This window comes from Mycobacterium sp. SMC-16, assembly GCF_046250085.1.
Lineage (GTDB): Bacteria > Actinomycetota > Actinomycetes > Mycobacteriales > Mycobacteriaceae > Mycobacterium > Mycobacterium phocaicum.
The window spans coordinates 4,745,475-4,769,569 of sequence record NZ_CP176427.1 but is presented as its reverse complement, the minus strand read 5'-3'; the positions used below and the strand labels follow the sequence as shown (position 1 = coordinate 4,769,569).

Genomic DNA, 24,095 nt, shown 5'->3' with positions numbered 1-24,095 from the left:
CCTACTTCTCCTTCTTCGTGTGGGTGTAAAGGTCACGGATGCAGGCGATTTCCGCTCCGTGGTGAATGACTTCGCGATTGATGTGCAGCACGAGGGTGGCCATTGAGAAGTCAGCGTAGGGACCTTCGGCCGGTCCGCACGGCCGGGCCAGCGCTGCGTCGTCGAGGCCGCGGACCCCGGTGATCCAGTTCGCGTAGGCGGTGTCGAGTTGCTCCAGCGCGGTGCGGGCGTCGCGGGCGTACGGCCACGACTGGTAGTCGGCCGGGGGCCCGCCGAAATGTGAGTGGTTCCGCATGGCCAGGACGCCGACGATGACGTGCGCCAACCGCCAGGCGATGGTCGTGAACGGCTCGGGTTGTGGTGGGGGATAGCTGAAGTCGATGGAACCGTCGGGGTGGAGGGTCCAGCAGCCGGGCACCGGCTCCCAGAAGTATTCGGCGTCGGTCAGTCCCTCGAGTCGGGGGCGCAGCTGGTGTTGCCAGTGCCAGTCGAGTTGCTCGGCCAGTTCTTCGGTCATGTTTGAAGCCTGACATCTAATTAGGACTGTTCCTGTCCTATGAGTACGGCAGAGTGTTGTCATGTCCGAAACGACGAGTCGCGTGCTGCAACTGCTGGGGCTGCTGCAGGCACGCCGGGTGTGGACGGGCCAGGAGCTGGCCGACCGGCTCGGCGTCACCGGGCGCAGCGTCCGCCGCGACATCGAGAGGCTGCGCGACCTCGGCTATCCGGTGCACGCCAGCAAGGGCCGCGACGGCGGCTATCAACTGGGTGCCGGCGCCGCGCTGCCGCCGCTGCTGCTCGACCCCGAGGAGGCCGTCGCGATGGCGGTTTGTCTGCGCCTGGCGGCCGGCGGCAGTGTCGCGGGTGTCGGCGAGTCGGCCTTGCGGGCACTGTCCAAACTCGACCAGGTCATGCCCGCGCGGCTGCGGTCGCAGGTGTCCGCGGTGCACGACGCGACGGTGACGCTGACCGGCGGCGGTGCCGTCGAAGCGGTGTCGCCCGACGACCTGATGACGCTGGCTCGCGCCTGCCGGGACCACGAACACGTCCGGCTCGGCTACACCGACATCCGCGGCAACAACACCGAGCGCCGGCTGGAGCCCTACCAACTCGTCACCACCGGGCGCCGCTGGTACCTGCTGGCGTACGACCGCGACAAGCAGGACTGGCGGACGCTGCGGCTGGACCGGATGGTCGACGTCAAGGCCGCGGGCACGACGTTCGCGCCGCGCCCGGCACCTGATCCGGCGGAGTTCGTGCGCCAGGCCATCACGGCGTCGCCGTACCGTTACGTCGCGCGGGTCCGGTATGAGGCGTCCGAAAGTCAACTGGCGCAGATGTTTTCCGCATCGTCGGCGCAGATCGTGGCGGACGGCCCGGACCGCTGCGTGGTGACCGCCGGGGGCGACGACCCCGAGCGCATCGTGCTGTACCTGGCGATGCCGGGGTATCGGTTCGAGGTCCTCGAACCGCCCGAGGTGATCGCCGCGGCCGCGGTGGTCGCCGACCGGTTGCGTGCCGCAATGCCTCCCGATCGGTGACGACGCGCCGTATGGTGCAGGGGTGTCGACGGGACGACTCCTGCAGGTGACGGCGGTAGTTTCCACCGAGTTGTTCGTCGGCCCGGCCGACGAACCGCTGCAGCTCGTCCGGGTGGACTACACGGGGTGCGCCGACACTGCCGAGATCCGGGTCACCGGACAGGGGCTGAGCGGCCAGGCCCTGGCTCGGCCCGGCGCCGGCTTCATGGAGATTCCGGTGGTTGTGCAGGGCGGACAACCGGGCCAGGTGCGGACCGCGCATCTCGAGGCCGGCGGCGAACAGACCCCGTTCGAGTTCGTCGTCGCCGAGCCCGGCTGGACCATGCACATGATCAGCCACTTCCACTACGACCCGGTGTGGTGGAACACGCAGGCCGCCTACACCAGCGTCTGGACCGAGGACCCGCCCGGCCGCTGCCGGCAGACCAACGGCTTCGAGCTGGTCACCGCACATCTCGAAATGGCAAGGCGCGAAGCGGAATATAAGTTCGTCCTCGCTGAGGTCGACTACCTCAAACCCTACTGGGACACCCACCCCGAGCAGCGCGCCCAGTTGCGCGCGCTGCTCGCCGAGGGCCGCGTCGAGATCATGGGCGGCACCTACAACGAGCCGAACACCAACCTGACCAGTCCGGAGACGGCGATCCGGAACTTCGTGCACGGCATCGGGTTCCAGCGCGACGTCATGGGCGCCGACCCGGCGACGGCCTGGCAGCTCGACGTGTTCGGCCACGACCCGCAGTTCCCGGGCATGGCCGCCGACGCCGGCCTGACCTCCAGCTCGTGGGCCCGCGGCCCGCATCACCAGTGGGGCCCGATGCACCGCGACGGCGACCCCGAACGCATGCAGTTCGCCAGTGAATTCGACTGGATCGCGCCGTCTGGCCGCGGGCTGCTGACGCACTACATGCCCGCGCATTACGCCGCCGGCTGGTGGATGGACTCGTCGGCGTCGCTGCAGGAAGCCGAGGACGCCACCTATGAGACGTTCGCCAAGCTGAAAAAGGTTGCGCTGACCCGCAATGTGCTGCTGCCGGTCGGCACCGACTACACCCCGCCGAACAAGTGGGTCACCGAGATTCACCGCGACTGGGCGGCCCGCTATACCTGGCCCCGCTTCGTGTGTGCGCTGCCGCGGGAGTTCTTCGCCGCCGTGCGTGCGGAACTCGCGGCCGTCGGTACGCAGCCGTCGCCGCAGACCCGCGACATGAACCCGATCTACACGGGCAAGGACGTGTCGTACATCGACACCAAGCAGGCCAACCGGGCCGCCGAGCACGTCGTGCTGGAAGCCGAACGGTTCGCGGTGTTCGCCGGACTGCTGACCGGCGCCACGTATCCGCAAGCGGCGCTGGCCAAGGCCTGGGTGCAACTGGCCTACGGTGCCCACCACGATGCCATCACCGGATCGGAATCCGACCAGGTGTACCTCGACCTGCTCACCGGCTGGCGCGATGCGTGGGAACTCGGCCGGACCGCCCGCGATAACGCGTTGGCGCTGCTGTCGCGGGCCGTCGACGGTGACATCGTGGTGTGGAACCCGTTGGCACACAGCCGAACCGACATCGTCACCGTCCACCTCGAGGAACCGCTGGACGGGCCGGTGCTCGACGCGGACGGCACGCCGGTCCCGGTCCTGATCGAAGACGACGGCCACACCGTCACCTGGGCGGCCCACGACGTGCCGTCGCTGGGGTGGCGGGCATACACGATCGGCTCGGCGCAGTCCGCGTGCGAGCCGGCCTCGTGGGAACCCCTGCCCGGCACCACCATCGGTAATGATCGGTACGGCTGCACCGTCGACCCCGACCGCGGCGGCGCGGTGTCGTCGCTGGTGCGCGAAGGCGTCGAGCTGATCGGTGCCGGCCGGGTCGGCAACGAGATCGCCGTCTACGACGAGCATTCCGCGCATCCGACCGAACATGAAGGGCCCTGGCACCTGCTGCCCAAGGGGCCGGTGGTGGGCTCCGCCGAACGCGCCGCCCAGTCGGTGCAGGCCTACCGCAGCGCGCTGGGGGAGCGGCTGGTGGTCACCGGGCGCATCGGCGACGTGCTGCGGTACACCCAGACAATCACGCTGTGGCAAGGCGTGGACCGCGTGGACTGCCGCACCGTGATCGACGAATTCACCGGCGCCGACAAGCTGTTGCGGCTGCGCTGGCCCTGCTCGGTGCCGGGCGCGATGCCGGTCAGTGAGGTCGGCGACGCGGTGATCGGCCGGGGTTTTGGCCTACTGCACCAACGGGATTCGCGCCATGCGGTCGACACCGCGGAGCACCCCTACACCTTGGACAACCCTGCCTACGGGTGGTTCGGGCTGTCCTCGGCGGTGCGGGTCCGGGTCCGCGACGCGCACGGTGAGAGTATGCGGGCGGTGTCGGTCGCCGAGGTGGTGGCGCCGAACGCGGCGGATCCGGACGCACCGACCCGCGACCTGATGGTCGCGCTGGTGCGGTCCGGGGTGACGGCCACCTGCAGCAGCGCCGACAAGCCGCGCTACGGCGACCTCGCCGTCGACTCCAACCTGCCCGACGCCCGCATCGCGCTCGGCGGGCCCGACGAGAATGCTTTCACCGCAGCGGTATTGGCGGCCGCCGAACCCCGCTACGGCGCCGAACTGCAGCGGCGCCTGACGGCCGGGAGCGCCCGGCTCTGGGTGCCCGCCGATGCCGACCTGGTACAGCGCTGGATACCCGGCGCCGACCTGACCGGCGTGCGCGCGCTACCGGTGTTGATCGTCGCCGGACCCGGCGCCATCGACGAGCTGATCGCCGCCCTCGCCACCACCGAGATCACCGTCGAACAGGAGGCCGCGGCCGGCATCGGGCCCTTCGAGGCCCGCAGTGTGGCCGTGCTGAACCGCGGCGTACCGGGTTTCGCCGTCGAACCGGATGGCGTCCTGCACACCTCATTGATGCGGTCGTGCACCGGCTGGCCGTCGGGCACCTGGATCGACCCGCCGCGCCGCACCGCACCCGACGGCTCGAACTTCCAGCTCCAGCACTGGACCCACACCTTCGACTACGCCATCGCGGCCGGCGACGGTGACTGGCGCGCCGCGGGCATCCCGGGCCGCAGCGCCGAATACTCCCAGCCACTGCTCGCGGTGCACACCGACCATCCCGCGGTGGCCGGCGGATTGCCGTGCACCGGTTCGCTGTTGGGCGTCGAACCCGCGTCCGAGGTGACGCTGGCCGCGTTGAAGGCCACCGGCAACCCCATCGCCGCGGGCCGCAGCGCGCCCGTCGACCCGAGCTCGGGCATCACCCTGCGCCTGGTCCAGACATCGGGACGGCCGACCGAGGTCAACGTCACCTCGGGCCTGCGGCACCTCGAGGACGTCGAACGGCTGGACCTCCTCGAACAACCGATTGCCGGCAGAAAAGACCTGCGGCTGCACGGTTTCGAGATCGCCACCGTGCGGGCCCGGCTCGACCTGCCGCATGTGCTCAACGGCGACCACGCCACCCTGGCGCCGGATGCCGAAGTCGCGCAACCGGTTTACGCCCGGTACTGGCTGCACAACCGCGGCCCGGCACCGCTGGGCGGACTGCCCGCGGTGGCTCACGTGCACCCCACCGAACTGGCCGGCACACCGGGTGCGCCCGTGCAGGTACGCGTAACCGCTGCCAGCGACTGCACCGACGCCACGCTCCACGGCCGGGTCCGCGTGCTGTGTCCCGACGGCTGGTCGGCCACCCCGGACGAGCTGCCCTTCGTGCTGCCGCCGGGTGGCTACCTGGAAACCGAAGTGCGGCTGCAACTTCCGGCCGATGTGCCCGCCGGCCGGTATCCGGTGCGGGTCGAGCTGGCGGTCACCGGCGGCGACAAACAGCACCAGATTCCCGCGGCGTGGCGGCAGACGGTCGAAGACGTCTGCGTCGTCACAGTCGGCGAACCCGGCGATGCCCCGCTGCTGAGGGTGGTCGAGGAGCCTCAGGCCGTCGACGTCGTCGCCGGTGAACACGCCGACCTGAGTGTCGTCGTCGGCTCTGCCGCCGGTGCGCCGCTGAGCTTGGAGGCGCACCTGATCAGTCCGTGGGGGACGTGGGAATGGTTGGGGCCGGCCGTGCTCGGGGCCGACGTCCCGGCGGGTGGCACCGCCGCATTCGACTTCGACGTGGCGCCGCCGTCGTGGGTCGGGCCGGGGCAGTGGTGGGCGCTGGTCAGGATCGCCGGGGCCGGTCGGGTGCTCTACACGCCGGCGGTATCGGTGCGGGTCCGATGAACCGCGTCGCCACCGTCGCCGGGCGGGAGATTCCGGTCAGCGCGCTCGATGAGCGCGAATCACGTTTGCGGGCAAGCGTATTGGCGCCTTCGCTACCGGCGCCCGGAAGTAGTGAGGGCCGCCAGCTGCGGCGCTGGCTGAACCAGCTGCTCGTCGCCGACGAGTTGGTGCGGGTGGCGGCAGCCGAACTCGGGGTGACCGATGGTGACGCACCGGCGGAAGCCGACCTGCTACCCGACGCCGCCGCCCGCATGGAGCTCGGCAGTATCGCCGCAGCTGCGCTCGAACAGCCGCTGGGGCGTGCGCTGTTCGTTCGGGTGACCGCCGACGTGCAGGTCTCCGACGAGGAGATCGGGCGCTACCACGTCCGCAACCCCCTGCGGTTCGCGCCGCCCGTGCCCGGCCCCGGTGGCTGGTGCACCGCGCCGACAGTCGCGCCGGAGCTTGATCAGGTGCGGCCGCAGATCACCACGCACCTGCTGGGTTCGGCGCGCCGGCGGGCCTTCCGGCACTGGCTCGACGCCCGCCGCGCCGAGTCGGTGCACCTGGCGCCCGGCTATGAGCATCCCGGAGACCCGCGCCAGCCCGACCACGTCCACCGGCACTGAAAGCGCACGATGTCCGACCTGATACTCGCCCTCGACATCGGTGGCACCAAGATCGCCGCGGCCCTCGTCGACTCCGGCGGCGTGCTCGTGCACCGCGAGCAGCTGCCGACCCCACACGCCGACAGCGAGCAGGTATGGGCGGCGGTCGACGCGTTGGTCGGAAACGCTCTCGCCGCCGCCGCGGAGCGCCCCGTGTGTGGCATCGGCGTCGGCTGCGCCGGCCCCATCGATGTGGTCGCGGGCACGGTCAGTCCGCTCAATATCGCTGTCTGGCAACAGTTTCCGCTGATCCCGCGGCTTGGCGAGCGCACCGGCCTGCCGATTCGGCTGGCCGGCGACGTTGTCTGCCTGGCCCTGGGCGAGCACTGGCGCGGCGCCGGCCAGGGGGCGCAGCTCCTGCTCGGCATGGTGGTGTCGACCGGTATCGGCGGCGGTCTGGTGCAGGGCGGTGCGCCGTACCTCGGCCGCACCGGCAATGCCGGCCACGTCGGCCACGTCGTCGTCGACCCCGACGGCCCGCGCTGCGCGTGCGGTGGGCAGGGCTGCGTGGAGGCGGTGGCCTCGGGTCCACACCTCGCGCGGTGGGCACACGAGCACGGCTGGGACGCCCCGCCGGACGCCGACGCGAAGGCGCTGGCGGAGGCCGCCCGCCACGGGGATCCGATTGCGGTGCAGGCGTTCTCGCGTGGCGCCGAGGCGATCGCCGTCGCCATCGCGTCGGCAGCGGCCGTCTGTGACCTGGACCTGGTGGTGGTCGGCGGCGGCGTGGCGAATGCGGGGGAGGTGCTGTTCGGCCCGCTGCGGGCGGCGTTGCCCCGCTACGCCGGGTTGAGCTTCCTGCGCGGCCTGCGGGTGGTGCCCGCCGAGCTCGGGGGCGATGCCGGGCTCGTCGGCGCCGCCGCGTTGTGGCGGAGCTGAGCGGCGCGCCGCGCCATGTCCTTTCGGCCCCAGTCGCACAGCGCACCGAGCACCGGTTCCAGCGTCTTGCCGTATTCGGAGATCGAATAGTGCACGCACGGCGGCACCGTGCCCGCGTCGTGGCGTTCGATGATGCCGTCGGCCACCAGTTCGTGCAGGTGTCGGATGAGCATGCGCTCCGTCATGTCGGGAATGCTGCGCCGGAGCTCGGCGGTGCGCATCGGCCCGTCGGCGAGCCGCCACAGGATCGTGCCCTTCCACCGGCCGTCGATCACCGACAGCGCGGCATCGATCGGGCACTCGCCGATCTCCTTCTTCGACACCGCCATGATGCGATCCCGGTCCCTCCTTTGTGCTGACTAATTTGTCAGTACCTTGTTATTTGTCAGTGTAGTGACCAGGCTCGATGCCATGGAACACATTGCGCAGATTCTCACCGTGATCGTCGTCGGCACGCTCGTCGGCGTGGAGTTCGGGGTCGCCGCGTTCACCAATCCGATCGTGGAACGGCTGCCCGACGACGCCTACCGGCAGGCGCGCGCGACGGGCGGCCGGATTCTCGGCACGGTGATGCCCTTCTGGTACGCCGCCGCGGCGGCACTGCTGGTCGCCGATGCGGTACTCGCCCCGGCGCCCGGCGCCATCGCCGCGGTGGTCCTGATGGCGGTGGTGATGGTGCTGACGCTGACCGCGTTGGTCCCGATCAACAACCGCGTTGCCGCGTGGGCGGGTGCCGGTTCCGACGAAGCGCCGACAAACCGGGAGCTGGCCCACCGCTGGGACCGGTTGCACTGGGTGCGCGTAACCCTGCTGATCGTGGTGTTTGTCCTGGTAGCGCTTGCGCCGGCGGCAAGGCTGTGAGTCGGCTGGGAGGGTAGCCCCCAAAGTTAGGCAAGTCTTAGCTAAGTTGATCTTGTTTAACGGTGGGTGAACAAGTCTTCACACGCCAGCGGAATCAGACTTAGTGAGGTATTGGCATGCGCGTCGTCTTCTTCGGTTTCCAGACGTGGGGGGTCAAGACGCTGCAAGCGCTGATCGATCTGGGGCACGACGTGCCGATGGTCGTCACGCACCCCACCAGCACGGAGTCGTACAAGGCGATCTTCTCGGACTCCGTCGAGGAACTCGCCCGCGCGCACGACATCCCGGTCCACCTGACCATGCGGGCCAACCGCGAGACCATCGACCTCGTCAAGCGCTCCGAACCCGACGTCATCGTCGTCAACAGCTGGTACACGCGGATGACGGACGAGCTCTACGACCTGCCGCCCTACGGCACCCTGAACCTGCACGACTCCCTGCTGCCGAAGGGCACCGGCTTCTCACCGGTCATCTGGTCGCTGATCAGCGGGGAATCGCACATCGGCCTGACCATCCACCGCATGAACGCCGAGCTCGACGCCGGCGACATCCTGGTCCAGCGCTCGCTGTCCATCGGGCCCGGCGACACCGGCACCGAACTGGTGATGCGCGGCATCGACCTGATCCCGGGAGCGCTCGCCGAGGCACTGACCGCGCTGGAAGCGGGCACCGCGCAGTGGCGGCCGCAGGACAAGGCCGAGCGGACCTACTTCCACAAGCGCGCCGAACGCGACAGCCTCATCGACTGGAGCTGGCCGGCCGAAGACCTCGAGCGCCTCGTCCGCGCGCTGTCGGACCCCTACCCCCGCGCGTTCACCTTCTACCGCGGTGAGCGCATCGAAGTGCTCGAGGCCAAGGTCTCCGAAATCCGCTACGGCGGCACCCCCGGCCGCGTGATCGTGCAGGAGGGCGGCGGCGCCGTGGTGTGCGGCTCGCATGCCCACCGCGGCGGGAACCTCGGCCTGGTCATCACCCGGCTCCGCACGGCCGACGGGCAGGAGCACGACGGCACGGAGTTCTTCCGCCGCGGCGGCTACCTCACCAGCGAGGCATGAGGCCGTGCCGCTGCTGACATACATCGCCACGCCGTCGTGGCTCATGTCGATCCGCCGCCGGCTGCTCGCGTTGATCCCGGTCCGGTTCCTGCGGCACGTCCTCTATCTCGTGATGATCCGCAAGCCCGGCAACTTCCGTGAGCCCGCGACCTTCAACGAGAAGGTGAACTGGCGCATCTTCCACGATCGCCGGGACCGGATCGTGCGGGCCTGCGACAAGATGTGGATGAAGGAGATGGCCCGCGCGGCGTACCCCGGCGCCGATCTCCGGATTCCCGCCACGTACTGGTGCGGCACCGACCTACGGGACGCACCGGACCTGGCGGCCCTGCCGCCCTGGGTGCTCAAGCCCAATGCCAGCAGCGGCCAGGCGCTGTTCGGTCCCGATCCGCAAACTGATCTGGCCCGCCTGCGGGACCAGACCAGAAGCTGGTTCCAGGAGACGCCACTGGAGCTCGGCGAGTGGGGCTACAGCCAGGCCCGCCCGCTGTTGTTGATAGAGGAACGCATCCCGACCCCGGACGGCGAAGCGCCCGTCGACTACAAGTTCTTCGTCTTCGACGGCCGCGTCGAGCTGATCCAGGTGAATCGCGGCCGCTTCGGGAAGCGGCAGACCACCACATTCCTGGACGCCGACTGGCGTCAACTGCCGGTGCGGTGGCGCATCCACCCCGTCGCCGTCGAAGAACGCCCGCTCGAACTGGACAAGATGCTGGAGATCGCGAGCGTGCTGGGCACCGGCTGGGATTTCATCCGCGTCGACCTCTATGCCGTCGACGGCGACGTATGGTTCGGCGAGTACACCCCGTACCCGGGGACGGGCATGCTGCGGTACGAGCCCATGAGCTTCGACCTCGAGCAGGGCCGGCAGTGGCGGTTGCCGACGCCGGACCAGGTTCGCCGCGGCCGGCCGTAGCTGCAGAATCGCCGTTTTGGCTGATCGGCAGCCCATCGGCTACTCTTGTCCAGTTCCACCGAAGACCGTCGGTCACCGCTGAGCGCTTGCGCGCAGAGGTTGAAGGTCCAGGCAACGCCTGGCGGCCCACGCAGGAGGACGAGGTTTCCAGAGTTTTGATTCTGCGCGCCCCGACCTTTCTGTGTCGGGGCGCTTTGCATTTCCGGACCGAATCCCCGGCAGTCTCCAGTGGGCCGATGAATACACCACAAGGAGGCATGTATGGCCACGGCTGATAAAGCCACTGCGGTCGCTGACATCGCCGAACAGTTCAAGGCCTCGACGGCCACTGTCGTGACCGAGTACCGCGGTCTGACGGTTGCCAATCTCGCCGAGCTGCGTCGTTCCCTCGGTGCTTCGACGACCTACACGGTCGCCAAGAACACCCTGGTCAAGCGCGCTGCCTCGGAGGCCGGGATCGAAGGCCTCGACGACCTGTTCGCAGGTCCGACCGCCATCGCGTTCATCACCGGCGAGCCGGTCGATGCCGCGAAGGCACTCAAGAAGTTCGCGAAGGATCACAAGCAGCTCGTCATCAAGGGCGGCTACATGGACGGCGCTGCGCTGTCCGTGGCCCAGGTCGAGAAGATCGCCGACCTCGAGTCGCGCGAAGTGCTGCTGTCCAAGCTGGCCGGCGCCCTCAAGGCGAAGCAGTCCCAGGCCGCGGCGCTGTTCGTTGCGCCCGCGTCCCAGGTTGCGCGCCTGGCCGCCGCTCTGCAGGACAAGAAGGCCGCCGAAGACTCGGCCGCCTGACCCACCCCACATCCACAAAAGAAGTAATAAGGAAGGACCATTCACATGGCCAAGCTGTCCGCCGAAGAACTGCTCGACGCGTTCAAGGAAATGACCCTGCTGGAGCTCTCGGAGTTCGTGAAGCAGTTCGAGGAGACCTTCGACGTCACCGCCGCCGCTCCGGTCGCCGTTGCCGCCGCCGGTGCCGCTCCCGCCGCCGCTGAGGCCGCCGAAGAGCAGTCCGAGTTCGACGTCATCCTCGAGGGTGCCGGCGACAAGAAGATCGGCGTCATCAAGGTCGTCCGCGAGATCGTTTCCGGCCTGGGCCTGAAGGAAGCCAAGGACCTGGTCGACGGCGCCCCCAAGCCGCTGCTGGAGAAGGTCTCGAAGGAGGCCGCCGAGGACGCCAAGGCCAAGCTCGAGGCCGCCGGCGCATCGGTGTCCGTCAAGTAAGTTCGCCAGAACTGACGTTTTCCCCCGGAGTCCAGCACGGACTCCGGGGGATTTCGCTTTTCAGGGGATATAAATCGGGGCATTTCGAGCCGTTCGGGGGACGATGGGGTAGTTGGCTCCGCGTCCATCAGGGTGACTTTTCGGCGGGCCGTCCGATAGTTGGAACAAGGTGCAACAGCTCGCGATCGATGCGCTACAGTGACTCAAGCCACAGGCAGGGCAGCAAATGGCGCGCGAGCGCTGGCGGAAGGGATCTCACATGGGCGTCCAAATCGACGTGACGGGACTGAGTAAGTCCTTTGGGTCGTCGAAGATCTGGGAAGACGTCACTTTGACCATCCCCGCCGGCGAGGTCAGCGTCATGCTGGGCCCGTCCGGTACCGGTAAGTCTGTGTTCCTGAAGTCGCTCATCGGCCTGCTGCGTCCCGAGCGCGGTTCGATCGTCATCGACGGCACCAACATCATCGAGTGCTCGGCCAAGGAGCTCTACGAGATCCGCACCCTGTTCGGTGTGCTGTTCCAGGACGGCGCGCTGTTCGGTTCGATGAACATCTACGACAACACGGCCTTCCCGCTGCGCGAGCACACCAAGAAGTCCGAGTCCGAGATCCGCAAGATCGTCATGGAAAAGCTCGACGTCGTGGGTATGCCCAACGACGGTCACAAGTTCCCGGGCGAAATCTCCGGTGGTATGCGCAAGCGTGCCGGCCTGGCCCGCGCCCTGGTGCTCGACCCGAAGATCATCCTGGTCGACGAGCCGGACTCCGGTCTGGACCCGGTCCGTACCGCCTACCTGTCGCAGCTGCTGATCGACATCAACGCCCAGATCGACGCCACGGTGCTGATCGTTACCCACAACATCAACATCGTGCGTACGGTGCCGGACAACATCGGCATGCTCTACCGCAAGCACCTGGTCATGTTCGGCCCCCGCGAGGTGCTGCTGACCAGTGAGGAGCCCGCGGTCAAGCAGTTCCTCAACGGCCGTCGTATCGGCCCCATCGGTATGTCGGAGGAGAAGGACGCCGCGACCGCCGCTGCCGAGCAGGCCGCGATCGACGCCGGTCACTCCGACGGCGGTGTCGAGGAGATCGAGGGCGTGCCGCCGCAGATCGAGGTCACCCCGGGTATGCCGGTCCGCCAGGCCGTCGCTCGTCGTCAGGCTCGTGTGCGCTCGATCCTGCACACCCTGCCGCCCGCCGCGCAGGCCGCCATCCTCGAGGACCTCAACAAGAACGGCCACGCCGACGACCCGGTGACCGCTCAGATTCCGCGGGCCTGATCCGCAGAACGCGAAAATCGCGCCCGGGCTGAACCAGCCCGGGCGCGATTTGTTTTCGGCGCACGTGCACCCAAGCCGCGAAAACCGCGTTCAGCGGGCGCTGTGTGCGCGCTCGGACGCGGCGCACGGACCCGGGCGCCCGGTGATCTTGGTCACGGCGCGTCCGCCGGCGGCGGCGTGCGGGTGGCGCCGCGGGGCCCGCTGCGTCACGATGAGAGCGCCCCGGTTCGCCAGTTGCCGGCAAAACTCCACACCAAACACCGTGGCAAGTCTTGACTGACGCCCGCAAACGGGCCAATCTGTTGGGCAGCATGTATTCGAGGGTTCCGGACGCCAGCCAGCGTCAGCCGATCAAACCCTTGATTCACCATGCCGTGGTTGAGGAATGCGCCGTCCTACGCTAATGTTGGACGTTGCGCTGGCTGCATCCTGCCCACCTCACCCGCACCTGACACCTTCTAGCCTGAGTCTTGCTCAGTGATCTAGACGCGTGCCCTGTGTCTTGTAAGGCCCGGACTGTGAGAACGCCAGCCGGACCGACGCAGATAGAGCGGCAATTCGGACCGGTTTCGACCGGCACCGGAAGGTCGCATCAGGTGCTGGAAGGACGCATCTTGGCAGTCTCTCGCGAGAGCAAGTCAGTAGATTCCAACAACTCCGTCCCAGGAGCGCCGAACCGAGTCTCGTTCGCCAAGCTGCGCGAACCGCTTGAGGTTCCGGGCCTGCTCGAAGTGCAGACGGATTCCTTCGAGTGGCTGATCGGCTCGGACCGCTGGCGCTCGAAGGCAGTCGACCGCGGCGACATCAACCCGGTCGGTGGCCTCGAAGAGGTCCTCGCCGAGCTGTCGCCGATCGAGGACTTCGCCGGCACCCTGTCGCTGAGCTTCTCCGACCCGCGCTTCGACGAGGTCAAGGCTCCCGTCGACGAGTGCAAGGAAAAGGACCAGACGTACGCGGCCCCGCTGTTCGTCACGGCTGAGTTCATCAACAACACCACCGGCGAGATCAAGAGCCAGACGGTCTTCATGGGTGACTTCCCGATGATGACCGAAAAGGGCACCTTCATCATCAACGGCACCGAGCGCGTCGTCGTCTCGCAGCTCGTCCGTTCGCCCGGTGTGTACTTCGACGAGTCCATCGACAAGGCCACCGAGAAGACCCTGCACAGCGTCAAGGTCATCCCGGGCCGTGGCGCGTGGCTGGAGTTCGACGTCGACAAGCGCGACACCGTCGGTGTCCGCATCGACCGCAAGCGCCGCCAGCCGGTCACCGTGCTGCTGAAGGCGCTCGGCTGGACCAACGAGCAGATCTGCGAGCGCTTCGGCTTCTCCGAGATCATGATGGGCACCCTCGAGAAGGACCCGACCGCCGGTCCCGACGAGGCCCTGCTGGACATCTACCGGAAGCTGCGCCCGGGCGAGCCGCCGACCAAGGAGTCGGCGCAGACCCTGCTGGAGAACCTGTTCTTCAAGGAGAAGCGTTACGACCTGGCCCGCGTGGGCCGGTACAAGGTCAACAAGAAGCTGGGCCTGCACGACGGCAACCCCGCCCAGGTGACCGCGACGACGCTGACCGAAGAGGACATCGTCGCCACCATCGAGTACCTGGTGCGCCTGCACGACGGTGACAAGACCATGACCGCCCCCGGTGGCGTGGAAGTCCCCGTCGAGGTCGACGACATCGACCACTTCGGCAACCGTCGTCTGCGCACCGTGGGCGAGCTGATCCAGAACCAGATCCGGGTCGGCCTGTCGCGTATGGAGCGCGTCGTCCGCGAGCGCATGACCACGCAGGACGTCGAGGCGATCACCCCGCAGACCCTGATCAACATCCGTCCCGTCGTGGCGGCGATCAAGGAGTTCTTCGGTACGTCGCAGCTGTCGCAGTTCATGGACCAGAACAACCCGCTGTCGGGTCTGACCCACAAGCGCCGTCTGTCGGCGCTGGGCCCCGGTGGTCTGTCCCGTGAGCGCGCCGGCCTCGAGGTCCGCGACGTCCACTCGTCGCACTACGGTCGCATGTGCCCGATCGAGACCCCTGAAGGCCCGAACATCGGTCTGATCGGCTCGCTGTCGGTGTACGCGCGGGTCAACCCGTTCGGCTTCATCGAGACCCCGTACCGCAAGGTCGTCGACGGCATCGTCACCGATCAGATCGACTACCTGACCGCCGACGAGGAGGACCGCCACGTCGTGGCGCAGGCCAACTCGCCGCTGGACGCGAACGGCCACTTCACCGAGGAGAAGATCCTCGTCCGTCGTAAGGGCGGCGAGGTCGAATTCGTCTCGGCGAACGACGTCGACTACATGGACGTCTCGCCGCGCCAGATGGTGTCGGTCGCGACCGCGATGATCCCGTTCCTGGAGCACGACGACGCCAACCGCGCCCTGATGGGTGCGAACATGCAGCGTCAGGCGGTTCCGCTGGTGCGCAGCGAGGCCCCGCTGGTCGGTACCGGCATGGAGCTGCGTGCCGCCATCGACGCCGGTGACGTCGTCGTCGCCGACAAGTCGGGTGTCATCGAAGAGGTCTCCGCCGACTACGTCACCGTCATGGCCGACGACGGCTCGCGGCACACCTACCGGATGCGCAAGTTCAACCGCTCGAACCACGGCACGTGCGCCAACCAGCGCCCGATCGTGGACTCGGGTCAGCGCGTCGAGGCCGGCCAGGTCATCGCCGACGGTCCCTGCACCGAGAACGGTGAAATGGCCCTCGGTAAGAACCTGCTCGTGGCAGTCATGCCGTGGGAAGGCCACAACTACGAGGACGCCATCATCCTGAGCCAGCGGCTCGTGGAGCAGGACGTGCTCACCTCGATCCACATCGAGGAGCACGAGATCGATGCCCGCGACACCAAGCTGGGCGCCGAGGAGATCACCCGGGACATCCCGAACGTCTCCGACGAGGTGCTGGCTGACCTCGACGAGCGCGGCATCGTCCGCATCGGCGCCGAGGTCCGCGACGGCGACATCCTGGTCGGCAAGGTCACCCCGAAGGGTGAGACCGAGCTGACCCCGGAAGAGCGCCTGCTGCGTGCCATCTTCGGTGAGAAGGCCCGTGAGGTCCGCGACACGTCGCTCAAGGTGCCGCACGGTGAGTCCGGCAAGGTCATCGGCGTCCGCGTGTTCTCGCGCGAGGACGACGACGATCTGCCCGCCGGTGTCAACGAGCTGGTCCGTGTCTACGTGGCTCAGAAGCGCAAGATCTCCGACGGTGACAAGCTCGCCGGCCGCCACGGCAACAAGGGCGTCATCGGCAAGATCCTCCCGCAGGAGGACATGCCGTTCATGCCCGATGGCACCCCGGTGGACATCATCCTGAACACCCACGGTGTGCCGCGTCGTATGAACATCGGCCAGATTCTGGAAACCCACCTCGGGTGGGTCGCCAAGGCCGGCTGGAACATCGAGGGCGAGCCGGAGTGGGCAGCGAACCTGCCTGAAGGCATGCGGAGTGCCCCGCGCGACAGCATCGTCGCCACCCCGGTGTTCGACGGTGCCCGTGAGAACGAGCTGCAGGGCCTGCTCGGGGCGACACTGCCGAACCGCGACGGCGACGTCATGGTCGACGCCGACGGCAAGTCTCAGCTGTTCGACGGTCGTTCGGGTGAGCCGTTCCCGTACCCGGTCACGGTCGGCTACATGTACATCCTGAAGCTGCACCACCTGGTGGACGACAAGATTCACGCGCGTTCGACCGGTCCGTACTCGATGATCACCCAGCAGCCGCTCGGTGGTAAGGCGCAGTTCGGTGGCCAGCGGTTCGGTGAGATGGAGTGCTGGGCCATGCAGGCCTACGGTGCGGCGTACACGCTGCAGGAGCTGCTGACCATCAAGTCCGACGACACCGTCGGTCGCGTGAAGGTCTACGAGGCGATCGTCAAGGGCGAGAACATCCCCGAGCCGGGTATCCCGGAGTCGTTCAAGGTTCTGCTCAAGGAACTCCAGTCGCTGTGCCTCAACGTCGAGGTGCTGTCTTCGGACGGTGCCGCGATCGAGATGCGCGACAGCGACGACGAGGACCTCGAGCGCACCGCCGCGAACCTCGGTATCAACCTGTCGCGGAACGAGTCCGCGTCTGTTGAAGACCTCGCCTAAACCGTCCGCCCGTAGTCAGCTTTTTCTGATTCATACACCCGCAAGGGGAAAGGGAGTTACGTGCTAGACGTCAACTTCTTCGATGAACTCCGCATCGGCCTGGCCACCGCGGAAGACATCCGTAATTGGTCGTACGGCGAGGTCAAGAAGCCGGAGACCATCAACTACCGCACGCTCAAGCCCGAAAAGGACGGCCTGTTCTGCGAGAAGATCTTCGGACCGACTCGCGACTGGGAGTGCTACTGCGGTAAGTACAAGCGCGTCCGCTTCAAGGGCATCGTCTGCGAGCGCTGTGGCGTCGAGGTGACTCGCGCCAAGGTGCGTCGTGAGCGCATGGGCCACATCGAGCTGGCCGCGCCGGTCACGCACATCTGGTACTTCAAGGGCGTTCCGTCGCGCTTGGGCTACCTGCTGGACCTGGCCCCGAAGGATCTGGAAAAGATCATCTACTTCGCGGCCTACGTCATCACCTCGGTCGACACCGAGATGCGGCACAACGAGCTGTCGACGCTCGAGGCCGAGATGGTCGTCGAGAAGAAGGCTGTCGAGGACCAGCGCGATCTGGACCTGGCCGAGCGCGCGCAGAAGCTCGAGCAGGACCTGGCCGAGCTGGAGAAGGAAGGCGCCAAGTCCGACGTCCGCCGCAAGGTGCGCGACGGTGGCGAGCGCGAGATGCGTCAGCTCCGCGACCGGGCCCAGCGTGAGCTGGACCGGCTCGACGAAATCTGGACCACCTTCACCAAGCTGGCCCCGAAGCAGCTCATCGTCGACGAGGTGCTGTACCGCGAGCTGCAGGACCGCTACGGCGAGTACTTCACCGGCGCCATGGGTGCCGAGTCGATCAAGAAGCTCATCGAGACCTTCGACATCGACGCCGAGGCCGAGTCGCTGCGCGACACCATCAAGAACGGCAAGGGCCAGAAGAAGCTGCGCGCCCTCAAGCGTCTGAAGGTCGTCGCCGCGTTCCAGCAGTCCGGCAACTCGCCCATGGGCATGGTGCTCGACGCCGTTCCGGTGATCCCGCCGGAGCTGCGCCCGATGGTTCAGCTGGACGGTGGCCGCTTCGCGACCTCCGACCTGAACGACCTGTACCGCCGCGTCATCAACCGCAACAACCGGTTGAAGCGACTGATCGACCTCGGTGCGCCCGAGATCATCGTCAACAACGAGAAGCGCATGCTGCAGGAGTCTGTGGACGCGCTGTTCGACAACGGCCGTCGTGGCCGGCCCGTCACGGGTCCGGGCAACCGTCCGCTCAAGTCGCTGTCCGATCTGCTCAAGGGCAAGCAGGGCCGCTTCCGTCAGAACCTGCTGGGTAAGCGCGTCGACTACTCGGGCCGTTCGGTCATCGTCGTCGGCCCGCAGCTCAAGCTGCACCAGTGTGGTCTGCCGAAGCTGATGGCCCTCGAGCTGTTCAAGCCGTTCGTGATGAAGCGTCTGGTCGACCTGAACCACGCGCAGAACATCAAGAGCGCCAAGCGCATGGTCGAGCGTCAGCGTCCCCAGGTGTGGGATGTCCTCGAAGAGGTCATCGCCGAGCACCCGGTGTTGCTGAACCGTGCACCTACGCTGCACCGCCTGGGTATCCAGGCCTTCGAGCCGCAGCTGGTGGAAGGCAAGGCCATCCAGCTGCACCCGCTGGTGTGTGAGGCGTTCAACGCCGACTTCGACGGTGACCAGATGGCCGTGCACCTCCCGCTGTCGGCGGAGGCGCAGGCCGAGGCGCGCATCCTGATGCTGTCGTCGAACAACATCCTGTCGCCGGCGTCGGGCCGCCCGCTCGCCATGCCGCGTCTGGACATGGTGACCGGTCTGTTCTTCCTGACCACGCAGATCGACGGTGACCTCGGCGAGTTCGTCGCGGCCACCAAGGACAGCGCGGAGCAGGGCGTCTACAGCAGCCCGGCCGAGGCCATCATGGCCATGGACCGTGGCGCGCTGTCGGTGCGCGCGAAGATCAAGGTCCGTCTGACGCACCTGCGTCCGCCGGCCGAGATCGAGGCGCAGCTGTTCGAGAACGGCTGGAAGCCGGGCGACGCGTGGACCGCGGAGACCACCCTGGGCCGCGTGCTCTTCAACGAGCTGCTGCCCAAGGGCTACCCGTTCGTCGACAAGCAGATGCACAAGAAGGTCCAGGCGGCGATCATCAACGATCTCGCCGAGCGCTACCCGATGATCGTCGTGGCGCAGACCGTCGACAAGCTGAAGGACGCCGGTTTCCACTGGGCGACCCGCTCGGGCGTGACGGTCTCGATGGCCGACGTTCTGGTGCCGCCGCAGAAGCAGGAAATCCTGGAGCGCTACGAGAGCCAGGCCGACGCGATCGAGAAGAAGTACCAGCGCGGTGGTCTGAACCACGACGAGCGCAACGAGTCGCTGGTCAAGATCTGGCAGCAGGCCACCGAAGAGGTCGGTAAGGCGCTGGAGGACTACTACCCGGCGGACAACCCGATCATCACGATCGTGAAGTCGGGCGCCACGGGTAACCTCACGCAGACCCGCACCCTGGCCGGCATGAAGGGTCTGGTGACGAACCCGAAGGGTGAGTTCATCCCGCGGCCCATCAAGTCGTCCTTCCGCGAGGGCCTGACGGTGTTGGAGTACTTCATCAACACCCACGGTGCTCGTAAGGGTCTGGCCGACACCGCGCTGCGTACCGCCGACTCGGGTTACCTGACCCGTCGTCTGGTCGACGTGTCGCAGGACGTCATCGTCCGCGAGACCGACTGTGAGACCGAGCGCGGCGTCATCGTCACGCTGGCCGAGGTTCAGGCCGACGGTTCGCTGGTGCGCGACGCCCACGTCGAGACGTCCGCCTACGCGCGGACCCTGGCCACCGATGCGGTCGACGCGAACGGCAACGTCGTCGTCGAGCGCGGCCACGATCTCGGTGACCCGGCGATCGAGGCCCTGCTCGCCGCGGGTATCTCGACGGTCAAGGTGCGTTCGGTGCTGACCTGTGCCACCGGCACCGGCGTCTGCGCCAAGTGCTACGGCCGCTCGATGGCCACCGGCAAGCTGGTCGACATCGGCGAGGCCGTCGGTATCGTCGCCGCCCAGTCCATCGGTGAGCCCGGTACCCAGCTGACGATGCGTACCTTCCACCAGGGTGGCGTCACCGGTGGCGCCGACATCGTCGGTGGTCTGCCGCGCGTCCAGGAGCTGTTCGAGGCCCGCGTGCCCCGCAACGTCGCTCCGATCGCCGACGTGGCCGGCCGGGTGCAGCTGGAAGAGGACGACAAGTTCTACAAGATCACCATCGTTCCCGACGATGGTGGCGAGGAAGTCGTCTACGACAAGCTGCCGCGTCGTAACCGTCGCCTGCGCGTCTTCAAGCACGACGACGGCACCGAGCGCCTGTTGGCCGATGGTGACCACGTCGAGGTCGGCCAGCAGCTCATGGAGGGTTCGGCGAACCCCCACGAGGTGCTCCGCGTCCAGGGCCCCCGCGAGGTGCAGATTCACCTCGTCAAGGAGGTCCAGGAGGTCTACCGCGCACAGGGTGTGTCGATCCACGACAAGCACATCGAGGTCATCGTTCGCCAGATGCTGCGTCGCGTGACGATCATCGACTCGGGCTCGACGGAGTTCCTGCCCGGTTCGCTGACCGAGCGCAGCGAGTTCGAGACCGAGAACCGTCGCGTCGTGGCCGAGGGCGGCGAGCCCGCGGCCGGACGTCCGGTGCTGATGGGTATCACGAAGGCATCGCTGGCCACGGACTCGTGGCTGTCGGCGGCGTCGTTCCAGGAGACCACTCGCGTGCTGACCGATGCGGCCATCAACTGCCGTAGCGACAAGCTGCAGGGTCTGAAGGAGAACGTGATCATCGGTAAGTTGATCCCGGCTGGTACGGGCATCAACCGGTACCGCAACATCCAGGTCCAGCCGACCGAGGAAGCCCGCGCTGCGGCGTACACGATCCCGTCCTACGAGGATCAGTACTACAGCCCGGACTTCGGTCAGGCCACTGGTGCTGCCGTGCCGCTGGATGACTACGGCTACAGCGACTACCGCTAACCGGTAGTGGCGTAACCCGCACAGAACTGCCCCTCTTCTCCGGAAGAGGGGCAGTTCTGCGTTTCACGATGCGTCGGACGTGGGCCGACGAGGTGTCGGTCCACGCAACTAGGCTGGGCCCCATGCTGATTGGCTCGCACGTCGACAACACCGATCCCCTGGCCGCGGCGGCCGCCGATGGCGCCGATGTGGTGCAGTTCTTCCTCGGCAACCCGCAGAGCTGGAAGAAACCCGCGCCCCGCGAGGACGCCGAGATCCTGCGGGCGTCGTCGGTGCCGTTGTACGTCCACGCGCCGTACCTGATCAACGTCGCGTCGGCCAACAACAAGGTGCGTATCCCGTCGCGCAAGATCCTGCAGGACACGTGCGATGCGGCGTCCGAGATCGGCGCGACGGCCGTGATCGTGCACGGCGGGCACGCCGACGACAACGACATGGACGCCGGCTTCGAGCGGTGGGTGAAGGCGCTCGACGCCCTCAAGACGGACATGCCGGTGTATCTGGAGAACACCGCCGGCGGTGATCACGCCATGGCGCGGCACTTCGACACGATCGCCCGGCTGTGGGATCGCATCGGCGACAAGGGCATCGGCTTCTGCCTGGACACGTGCCATGCCTGGGCGGCAGGGGAGGCGCTGGTCGACGCCGTCGAGCGCATCAAGTCCATCACCGGCCGCATCGATCTGGTGCACTGCAACGACTCCCGCGACGCCGCCGGCTCGGGGGCCGACCGGCACGCGAACTTCGGTTCGGGTCAGATCGACCCGCAGTTGCTGGCAGCGGTGGTGCGCGCCGCGGACGCTCCGGTCATCTGCGAGACGTCCGAGGACGGCCGGAAGGACGACATCGCGTTCCTGCGTGAGAACGTTTAGTCGGTCCCGACAATTGTGATAGACACCTCGGGTGCGAGACGCCAACACTGAGGTAGCAGAGACACCCGACGTCGGTTACGAGCGCGGTCTGTCGGCCAGGACCGTGCAGATGATCGCGATCGGCGGGGCCATCGGTACCGGCCTGTTCTACGGCGCCGGCGGCGCTATCGAGAAGGCCGGTCCGGCGCTGATCCTGGCCTACCTGCTGGCCGGTCTGGCGGTGTTCGTCATCATGCGGGCGCTCGGTGAGCTGCTGGTGTACCGCCCGGTGTCGGGCAGCATCTCGGAGTACGCCGAGGAGTTCATGGGCCGCTTCGCCGGGTTCGCGAACGGCTGGACGTACTGGGCAGTCTGGGCCACGACCTGCATGGCCGAGATCACGGTGGCCGGCAAGTACGTGCAGTACTGGCCGTGGGGGCACGACATCCCGCAGTGGGTGACGGCGCTCGTCGTCCTGCTGGTGTTGTTCGTGGCGAACCTGATCTCGGTGAAGATCTTCGGTGAGGCCGAGTTCTGGTTCTCGATGATCAAGGTGACCGCGATCATCGGCATGATCATCATCGGCATCGGTGTGCTGCTGCCGATCGCCGGTTTCGGCCCGGCCACCGGCCCCAGCGTGAGCAACCTGTGGAACGACGGCGGCTTCTTCCCGACGGGCTTCAGCTCGGCGTTGCTGAGCCTGCAGATCGTGGTGTTCGCCTACGTCGGTGTCGAGCTCGTGGGTGTCACCGCGGGCGAGGCCGAGAACCCGAAGGTGACGCTGCGCAAGGCGATCAACACGCTGCCCTTCCGCATCGGCCTGTTCTACGTCGGCGCGCTGATCGTGATCCTGTCGGTGCAGGGCTGGCGCAACTACCACGCCGGCCACAGCCCGTTCGTCGCGGTGTTCCAGTACCTGAACATCCCCGCCGCCGCGGGCATCGTGAACTTCATCCTGCTGACTGCGGCGCTGTCGTCATGCAACTCGGGTATCTATTCGACGGGGCGCATGGTGCGCAGCCTCGCCCAGCGCGGTGACGCGCCCGCCGGTCTGCAGGCGCTGAGCAGCCGCCACGTGCCGATGCTCGCGATCTGCTTCTCGGCCCTGACCATGGGCGTCGGCGTCCTGGTGAACTACCTGTCGCCGGACAAGGCGTTCGCCTACATCACCTCGGTGTCGACCATCGGCATCATCTTCGTGTGGGGCTCGATCCTGGTGTCGCACTTCATCTATCGCCAGCGGGTCGCTGCCGGTGTGTTGCCGGCGTCGGATTACCGGCTGCCGGGGGCGCCGTACACGACGTTCCTGGCGCTCGGCTTCCTGGCGCTCGTCGTCGTGCTGCTGTTCTTCACCGACGACGGACGGACCGCGATCCTGGTGGGTGCCATCTGGTTCGTCATCGTGACGCTGGGGTACTTCGTGCACCGCGGCGATCGCGCCACCGAGGTGGTGACGCGCCACTAGGCGAATCGCAGCTCGCCGGCGCGTGTCGGTGACGGCCGAGGCCATCGGCACCGCTCATGGCTGCAACGACAGCCAGGTGCCGTGGTCGGCGATGCGCAGGGCCGCGGTGAGACCGGCGTCGTCGAAAGCGCGTGTGATGGCGTCGCGGCCCTCGGTGAAGTGTGCCCACCCGTCGTAGTGGACGGGGATGTTGACCGGGGCGCCCAGAACCGCAGCGGCAGCCGCCGCTCTGATGCTGTCGAGACTGACCGCTCGATGCCCGAACTTGCCGGGCACTCGGGCGGCACCGGCGTGCAGGATGGCTGCGTCGATGGTGCCGACGCGACGGGCGATCTCGGCGACAGTGCGAAGCGAGGCGTTGTCTCCGCTGATGTAGACCGTGGGCAGTGCGCTGCCGGAGAGCACGAACCCGATGACTTCGCAGTTGACGTACCCGTCGGGGTCCCGGTCGCCGTCTTCGGGACCGTGGACGGCAGGGACGGCGGTGACGTTGAGCTCGCCGGTGTCGGGCCGGGTGAGGGTGTAGGTGCTCCACGGTCGCAACCCGACAGCCGGGGTACCCAGGCGCCGGGCCGCGCCGGTGGTGGTGAGCAGCACCGGCGCGTTCTCGGCGAAGGCGCGGCCGCGCTCGTCGAAGTTGTCGGCGTGGTTGTCGTGGCTGGCGAGGACGACGTCGACGGCGCCGATTTGTTCCTCGGTGACGGCCGGGCCCTGGGTCTTCGTCAGGTAGCCATGTGGCCCGGGGTCGTCGAAGGTCGGGTCGCTGACGATGCGTATTCCGCCGAGATCGAGCACGGTGGTCGGACCGCCGACAACCAATGCGGCGCAACCTTGTTGGGCCAGGGCAGGCGGTGTCAGCGGTGCCACGGACGTGCCTGTCGGCCAGGGCTCTGCAGGTCGTCTTCGGTTTCGGGGTTGCGACCGCGGATCGGGTCGATACGCACGAGAAGCATGGCGGGACTCCTGGAGTTGCGTGTCTGCCGACCGCTGGCACTCATCGTCCGGCTCGGTCGCGAGTGTATTGAGACT

Annotated in this window: 17 protein-coding genes; 14 read left to right on the top strand and 3 right to left on the bottom strand. The window is 67.5% G+C overall.

Annotated features, from left to right (window positions below; genetic code table 11):
* Position 1: 1 nt before the first annotated feature.
* Complete coding sequence (locus ACJEIK_RS23150) at positions 2 to 517, bottom strand: DinB family protein (protein ID WP_061003103.1); 516 nt, start codon at positions 515 to 517, stop codon at positions 2 to 4.
* Between the two features lie 61 nt (positions 518 to 578).
* Between ACJEIK_RS23150 and ACJEIK_RS23145 the strand changes: the two genes are divergently transcribed.
* The 4 genes from ACJEIK_RS23145 to ACJEIK_RS23130 are packed head-to-tail and all read left to right on the top strand — an operon-like array spanning position 579 to position 7,295.
* On the top strand, positions 579 to 1,541 hold the full coding sequence (locus ACJEIK_RS23145; protein ID WP_061003101.1) for a YafY family protein: 963 nt from the start codon (positions 579 to 581) through the stop codon (positions 1,539 to 1,541).
* Positions 1,542 to 1,581: 40 nt separating this feature from the next.
* Positions 1,582 to 5,769 carry an NEW3 domain-containing protein gene (locus ACJEIK_RS23140; RefSeq protein WP_409431746.1) on the top strand — a complete coding sequence of 1,396 codons (4,188 nt, stop codon included), beginning with the start codon at positions 1,582 to 1,584 and terminating at the stop codon, positions 5,767 to 5,769.
* Entirely contained in the window at positions 5,766 to 6,377 is a 612-nt protein-coding gene (locus ACJEIK_RS23135; protein ID WP_409430350.1) for a malonyl CoA-ACP transacylase, read from the top strand. The genes ACJEIK_RS23140 and ACJEIK_RS23135 overlap by 4 nt, the downstream gene beginning before the upstream one ends.
* Positions 6,378 to 6,386: 9 nt before the next feature.
* Positions 6,387 to 7,295, top strand: coding sequence for an ROK family protein (locus ACJEIK_RS23130; RefSeq protein ID WP_409430349.1), 909 nt, complete (start codon positions 6,387 to 6,389; stop codon positions 7,293 to 7,295).
* On the opposite strand, the gene ACJEIK_RS23125 is transcribed toward ACJEIK_RS23130, so the two are convergent.
* Entirely contained in the window at positions 7,196 to 7,624 is a 429-nt protein-coding gene (locus ACJEIK_RS23125; protein ID WP_138250495.1) for a helix-turn-helix domain-containing protein, read from the bottom strand. The two genes, ACJEIK_RS23130 and ACJEIK_RS23125, sit on opposite strands and share 100 nt — an antisense overlap.
* 82 nt (positions 7,625 to 7,706) lie before the next feature.
* On the opposite strand from ACJEIK_RS23125, the gene ACJEIK_RS23120 reads away from it, so the two are divergent.
* From ACJEIK_RS23120 to ACJEIK_RS23075, 10 genes are all read left to right on the top strand, one after another.
* Positions 7,707 to 8,156: a DUF1772 domain-containing protein gene (locus ACJEIK_RS23120; RefSeq protein WP_061003222.1), complete on the top strand. Its 450-nt coding sequence runs from the start codon at positions 7,707 to 7,709 to the stop codon at positions 8,154 to 8,156.
* Between the two features lie 116 nt (positions 8,157 to 8,272).
* Entirely contained in the window at positions 8,273 to 9,211 is a 939-nt protein-coding gene (locus ACJEIK_RS23115; RefSeq protein ID WP_409430348.1) for a methionyl-tRNA formyltransferase, read from the top strand.
* Positions 9,212 to 9,215: 4 nt separating this feature from the next.
* On the top strand, positions 9,216 to 10,127 hold the full coding sequence (locus tag ACJEIK_RS23110) for an ATP-grasp fold amidoligase family protein (protein WP_409430347.1): 912 nt from the start codon (positions 9,216 to 9,218) through the stop codon (positions 10,125 to 10,127).
* Between the two features lie 261 nt (positions 10,128 to 10,388).
* Complete coding sequence (gene rplJ / locus ACJEIK_RS23105) at positions 10,389 to 10,919, top strand: 50S ribosomal protein L10 (RefSeq protein WP_135356861.1); 531 nt, start codon at positions 10,389 to 10,391, stop codon at positions 10,917 to 10,919.
* A gap of 45 nt (positions 10,920 to 10,964) precedes the next feature.
* Positions 10,965 to 11,351 (top strand): 50S ribosomal protein L7/L12, encoded by a 387-nt coding sequence (gene rplL / locus ACJEIK_RS23100; protein ID WP_135356862.1) that lies wholly within the window; start codon positions 10,965 to 10,967, stop codon positions 11,349 to 11,351.
* A 259-nt stretch (positions 11,352 to 11,610) separates the two neighbouring features.
* The gene (locus tag ACJEIK_RS23095) at positions 11,611 to 12,633 is read left to right on the top strand and encodes an ABC transporter ATP-binding protein (RefSeq protein WP_061003231.1); all 1,023 of its coding nucleotides are present in this window, start codon (positions 11,611 to 11,613) and stop codon (positions 12,631 to 12,633) included.
* Between the two features lie 614 nt (positions 12,634 to 13,247).
* Complete coding sequence (locus ACJEIK_RS23090; RefSeq protein WP_409430346.1) at positions 13,248 to 16,733, top strand: DNA-directed RNA polymerase subunit beta; 3,486 nt, start codon at positions 13,248 to 13,250, stop codon at positions 16,731 to 16,733.
* Between the two features lie 60 nt (positions 16,734 to 16,793).
* Positions 16,794 to 20,750, top strand: a complete 3,957-nt coding sequence (locus ACJEIK_RS23085; protein WP_061003239.1) for a DNA-directed RNA polymerase subunit beta' — start codon at positions 16,794 to 16,796, stop codon at positions 20,748 to 20,750.
* Positions 20,751 to 20,872: 122 nt separating this feature from the next.
* The gene (locus tag ACJEIK_RS23080) at positions 20,873 to 21,622 is read left to right on the top strand and encodes a deoxyribonuclease IV (protein WP_135356865.1); all 750 of its coding nucleotides are present in this window, start codon (positions 20,873 to 20,875) and stop codon (positions 21,620 to 21,622) included.
* A 31-nt stretch (positions 21,623 to 21,653) separates the two neighbouring features.
* Positions 21,654 to 23,066 (top strand): amino acid permease, encoded by a 1,413-nt coding sequence (locus ACJEIK_RS23075; protein WP_135356866.1) that lies wholly within the window; start codon positions 21,654 to 21,656, stop codon positions 23,064 to 23,066.
* Positions 23,067 to 23,120: 54 nt separating this feature from the next.
* Here ACJEIK_RS23075 and ACJEIK_RS23070 read toward each other — a convergent pair whose 3' ends face one another.
* A complete protein-coding gene (locus tag ACJEIK_RS23070; RefSeq protein WP_244602305.1) occupies positions 23,121 to 23,933 on the bottom strand; it encodes an MBL fold metallo-hydrolase in 813 nt (270 codons plus the stop codon).
* Positions 23,934 to 24,095: the final 162 nt, after the last annotated feature.